Origin of the sequence: Cellulophaga sp. BC115SP (genome assembly GCF_009905545.1) — a bacterium.
GTDB lineage: Bacteria > Bacteroidota > Bacteroidia > Cytophagales > Spirosomataceae > Flectobacillus > Flectobacillus rivi.
Genome location: NZ_JAAALB010000096.1, coordinates 1 through 5,955, shown reverse-complemented (window position 1 = coordinate 5,955; position 5,955 = coordinate 1). Strand labels below are relative to the sequence as shown.

The following is a 5,955-nucleotide window of genomic DNA, read 5'->3' as shown; positions in this document are numbered from 1 at the left end:
TCAAGACTCTCTCATTTACTTCTTCATAAACTTGATCTTTATCTTTCAGATGTCCAATTATCCTTAGATTCTGTTCTGGATAAGCGTTTAGTTCGTACTTTTTACAATTTAATAGTTGCCATTTTATTACATCGACATAATTCTATGGGATTATTGCTTAGTGAGTTAGGTGGATATATCTGTGGTTTTGCACATGCTCCCGCTGGGACAAAGCGCATCAATAATCTGTTACGTTCCCCAAAATGGACATCTACTATTATTGATAATTTTCTCTTTAATCAAACTCGAAAAAGGCTTGAATCATTAGTAAAACAAGGAAAACGCCCGCTGATACTTTGGGATGATAGTTGGCTAGAAAAGGCTGAAACTTGGTTTTTAGAGGGACTTTATAGTGTAGAAAGCTCAAAAGTAAAACGACTAACACGGATTAAAAAAGGATACTATTCTCCTCCTAGTAAACGTATTTGTGTTCCTGGTTATCATTGGACAAGTACGTTGCTCTCAGCTTTGGGTGAGTCTGTAAGTGTATGTCAAATGAGTTGGTGGACTACCCGTGGCAAATACAAGGAATGTGGTCGAAACATTATTTTTCGGATGCTAGGAAAACTACAAAAACAAGTAGGAAAAGGCATCCTACATGTGCTTGACCGTGGTTATGCTAATGAGTGGCTCATCGAGTGGCGGCCGCCGCTGTGGTTTCGCACTTTGAGCAAGATTTCCTGGTTCGATGGAAGAAGAATCATTTACTTATCCACTCAACTAAAGGTAAAAAGCAAACCCATCTTCTAGCGCGCTCTTTTAAAGCCAGAAGTAAAAAAATGCTCTTGATTCTCAGTGAAAGATTCTTAAGAGCATTTCTATTGCTTGGGCTACCTCCCCACCGCAATAGGAAAGTCTGCTGTTCCTCCTTTGGGGTATAGCGTAACAGGAGCCTGCTGACCTTTTGTGAGCTCCTTAACGCGCTCTGAGATATAGGCATCTAGCGATTTAACCGAAATATAACCTCTTTGACTTTTATCAGCACTTCCCTTAATTCCTTCTACTAGTGCTTTGGTGAAAGCTCCATTATTCCAAGTACTGCTTTCAAGAGAAGATTGTTTGGCTGTGGATGAAGTAAAAACAATAGCTCCATTTTCGGCACTACTAAGTTCATTGATTAAAATATCTACATTAGGACTTCGTTTCAAGCCAAACACATTTCCTGAATGACAAGCGTCCGTAAAGACAAGTATTTTTCCAGCAATAGCCTGAACTGTACTACCAATGTCAGCACCAGAAACACAGGTTCGCTTGAGAGACTGCTCTTCGGCATTGTATGGCATGAAATAGAAATTGTTGGTATTATCATTGGTTCCATGTCCAGCCAAAAACAGCATGGCTATATCTTTACTGGTAGTTTGTTTTTGCAACCACTCAAGACCCTCTAGAATATTATCTTTGGTAGCGGCTTGGTTGGTGAGTAGTTTTACTTCTACCACATCATATAACTTCTCTTGCTGTTCTTTTAGGGCATTTACAAAGTCAGTGGCATCCTTGGCAGGATAATCTAGTTTAAATTCCTTCTTAACATACTCACTCACTCCAATAGATAAGATATACAACCTTGGCTTGGGAACAGAACTTTCGGTTTTTCCATTCCAGCGAAGTGTAATAATAGAAGGTTCGCTGTAACCAAAGCGGTTTTCAGCTATGATAGATACCTTGCAGTCTCTTGGAGGTATAGTTATATTGATACTGAAAGTCGGTTTCATTCCTCTCTCTACCGCAACAGGTCTACCATCTATATATGCTTGTACACCAATGATAGGTTCGGCATTAGGCGAGTTGAGGGTATATCTGAGGGTTAGATTAGTGGTGTTTACAGCTTGATTGTTGGCATGACTCACAATAGTTACTGTTGGGGGTAACATTTGTACTACATCAGTACTGACTTTTTTACGATTATTGAGGCTATTTGCCTGCTCCACCGCCTGAGCCTCATCGTAGGTGACAAGGATTCTATCTATCACATCGGGGCGATAGAAGGTATTACGGAATTTGCTGATGGGATAAAACATAGGGCTTTGGTCTTGGCCTTGGTTGAGGTGCCAGCCCAAGAAATCCTCAGCCCCAGCACTGGCATCATAGTAGCCAGAGGGGGTCCATAGCACCCATTGCTGGGTAGTGGCGTGTACATAGAGCGTTAGCAACAACTGCCCATCCGATAGCCTGTACCAACGGATAGTACCATCGCCCATGGCAGCTACCACCGCTTGCTGATTGTTTGTGATATTGACAGCACAAACTGTAGCTTGCGTAGGGGTTTCCCAAAGCTTTTTGCCTTGGGCATCGGCGACATATAGGTTCCATCCAGTTCCTAAGACGAAACTTGTTTGAGCAATGTCCACACAATAGCTTTTTTCATATTGTGCTAAGAAATTAAGTTTTTGACCATTGAGCAGGGGGCTGTAGGAGACATTCCAATTGCTAAGGCTTATGCCTGCTTTGTTTTCAACGAAACTTTGTCCCCTAAGCGACTGCATGCTTAAACGACGCTCGGCAACTGAGAAGCTTAGGGCATTTTGCCCCAAAGGCGTAAAGCCTATGTCTTGCCCCGTAGTGGTAACTTGTAAATGAGTATTGTCCTTGGCTCTAAAATTCAAGTTATCATGTTTTTGATAAAAAAGCTTTTTGCCATCGGGGGCAAAGCGAGCAAGGTCTGGGGCAGAGCCAGCCACCCAAAGCTCGCCATTCGGCAATGTTTTAAGGTCTAAAATTGTGGTTTCCGTGGCATCAAAGTCTTGATAAGAGCCTTTGCCTGCCCTAGCCCAACGACGGATTTGAAACCACCAATGCTCCTCATGGTATTGACTGTAAAAACCACCTGCCCATAGCTCATTGCCATCGGGTGAGAAGGCGACCATCTCCAAATGATTCCCTACCGTATTAGCCCCTGTTACGTCTGGCTGGTAAAGCAAGGCTAAGGAATGGGCATCTAATACCTGTATGTTGGGGGAGTCCTCAAAGCCTACGGCGAGCTTAGTTCCATCGGGAGAGAAAGCCAAGGAATAAGATTGGTTGCCCAGTTTTTGCTCTTGTTGTAGTTGAAACTGGGTATCATAGAGCCGTAAATAACCATCAAAGCAGACAGAAGCGAATTGTCCCGTAGGTGCAAAGGCGATATTATAGCTGGCATCTCCATAACTCGTAAGACTGGCTTGGACTTGCCAGTTTTGGGTGCTATACACCCGCAGCCCATTGCTTCCCCCCAAAGCTGCTACTAAATACCGTCCATCTGGCGAAAACTCAAGGTCGAGGATTACCCCCGACAAGCCCGTAATTCTATGCAAAAGTTGGCCTGTTTGGCGGTTGAGTAAATAAATAGAATGATTGCCAGACACGTTATTATTTGTCCAGCCGCCCAGTGCTACCACACGGGCATCGGGGGCAAGAGCGGCGGCATAAAGCTGTCCATCGTTGCCTTGGCTCATGGGCACTCGGTAGGTTTGTAGCAAGGAGCCTGTATGGGCATCCCAGAGCTTGGCAGTTTTGTCGTTTGAACCTGAGAGCAAATACTGCCCTTGGGCATCGGTACTAATACGTCTTATAGTGGTACTGTGCATGGGCAAGTTCCGCCGTAAGAAGGTTTCTTGCGCAAAGGCATTTTGCACAAGAAATACGAGCAAAAAGATAAGTATGATGGGTTGGTATTGTTTGTACATGTCGGAGGTAGTTTATGATATCTTTTATTCTATTAATAAGACCTTATGCGTGAATCGTCAATCCGTTAGCTTGATGATACTCACCATCAGAAAAATACTGACAAAGTATGCCACAGATATAGTAAATCATTCTTTTAGGGTGATTAAAGTGCTATCAAGTAACAGTTACTTCTTATTATATAAATACCACTTTGTGATAAAACCTTAACAAGAGTCTATTATAAAATTTTGAAACTTCACAAAGTTGATATTCAATGATCAATTTTTATCAAAAATTTATTATACGGTAAAAGTGCTTCTGGTTGATATAAAATTTTCAGTTTTCATTCAACAGAACTGTTAAGGTATCGAATGATTTGTGAATAAATGGATGTAAAGCAACTGAGATGTTCACTTGACCAAACTAGTTCTTTACTACGATAACAGGTTATCTATTAGGATACATTCCAAGTAATTTTTATTCCTCAAAAATCCAAACATATTTACTTAATCATTTTATACTATGTTACTTACACGAACTTTCCTATTTCTTTCTATTTGTCTAGCCTTTTTTAGCTGCAAACATGATGTAATTGAAAATACACCTACCCCAAGGGCTTGTGAGCAGGCAAAATCTTTCACAGTAGGTAATCCATCTACTTTGTCCCAATCCCTTATTTCACTATCGCTATCAGCTACTACTGACATAGTTCAAGTAGATTGGAGTATTTCACAAAATGGAGTCAAGATTAGAGAAATATCCAGTACCAGCGCACCTTTTAGTGTTTCAGAAATTAGCTTGAATGTAGATGGTAAATTTGATATAAAAGCCAATATTACAAGTTCTTGTGGAACCTACACCTTATCAGGCGAATATTACTATGCTAAACCAGTAGAGAGTGTACTCGTGAACGGAGGAACATTTACGATGGGCAGAAGTAATGGCTCTCCAGACGAAGGACCAGCACATCTTGTTTCTGTTACTAGTTTTTATGCAGGAAAATATGAAGTAACAGTATCAGAATTTAACAAATTTATTGAAGCAACTAGTTATCTAACCGATGCCGAACGAGCCAAACAAAGCTATATTTATACTCAGACTGGTCAAATACCAATTGCAAAATCAGGTGTCAATTGGCGTTATGACTCAGAAGGAATTGTTTATACTAATCTAAAAGATAACCCTAATCCAGTATTATACCTCAGCCACGCTGACGCAATAGCTTTTTGTGAATGGATGACAAAGATGACTAAAAAGACTTATCGTTTACCAACAGAGGCAGAATGGGAATATATGGCAAAGGGTGGTCGTACATCTACAGGTAAAGCCTATGCTGGCAGCAATGATCCAAGTGAAGTAGCTTGGTACAATGGCAACAGCTCTATGAGAGTGCATCCTGTAGGCCTGAAAAAATCTAATGAGTTAGGTATATACGACATGTCAGGAAATGTATATGAAATGTGCTCAGATTGGTATGGCTCTTACCCTAACCCTCCATCATCAGGTTTGAACAAGGTACTTAGAGGCGGTTGTTGGCTTGATCCATATCTCAATTCTGGTGTTTATAGTAGAAGTTATGGGACCCCTAATGGGAATAGTAATATTACTGGATTCAGAGTTGTAATTCAATAGAGTAAGCACACTCAAGTAAAGTCCCCATCTGAGAATTAGACACTCTGTGGGGATTTTATTTTGTATATTTTCATATAATAGTTCTTTTTGTTATTAAACGCTCGTTTTTGGGTACAAGCAAATAAAGAATTTGGAATCATATCTACTCTGATAAAAAATATAAATTATACTTGTACCGTTTATTAATGTTTATTTTGAATAATAGTATTAAGTAAATGGTATTAATTTGTTTTTTGGGAGTTAGTCGATATGTTTTTTCAATAGCTACACAGACTTAAATCATACATTTATCACATATACAGAGAAAAGTTGATTTACCTATTCTGATACCAAAAGCACAAGATCTCCATTTGTATAAGCTAACCCAACAGGTTCTGTTCATAGATAATGTAAGTGTCAACTGGGTAAAAAACAGTAGAAGTATCAGGTAAACTTATTAATGCAAGCTTTTCATCATATTCAATAGGAATCGCCATTTTCTATATTAGACTTTTCAGACTATCAACATTATCAATGGTTATAATTTTTAGTTACGAAAATAGTAGTATAGTTGTATAATCCAACATACTCTACCCTACTAAAAAATGGGACAAATTAGGTAAAAAGAAAGGGAAGCAAGAGTTTTGTAGTTACCAAGCTCCA

General features: G+C 39.8%; 3 protein-coding genes. 2 read left to right on the top strand and 1 reads right to left on the bottom strand.

The features are described from left to right. On the top strand, positions 1-789 hold a 789-nt coding region (locus tag GVN22_RS26620; RefSeq protein WP_205691051.1), incomplete at its 5' end, for a hypothetical protein. A gap of 80 nt (positions 790-869) precedes the next feature. Here the strand turns inward: GVN22_RS26620 and GVN22_RS26615 are convergent. Continuing rightward, positions 870-3,701, bottom strand: a complete 2,832-nt coding sequence (locus GVN22_RS26615) for a caspase family protein (RefSeq protein WP_166554046.1) — start codon at positions 3,699-3,701, stop codon at positions 870-872. Positions 3,702-4,203: 502 nt separating this feature from the next. Between GVN22_RS26615 and GVN22_RS26610 the strand changes: the two genes are divergently transcribed. Then, positions 4,204-5,313, top strand: a complete 1,110-nt coding sequence (locus tag GVN22_RS26610; protein WP_166554045.1) for an SUMF1/EgtB/PvdO family nonheme iron enzyme — start codon at positions 4,204-4,206, stop codon at positions 5,311-5,313. The last annotated feature ends 642 nt before the right edge of the window (positions 5,314-5,955 follow it).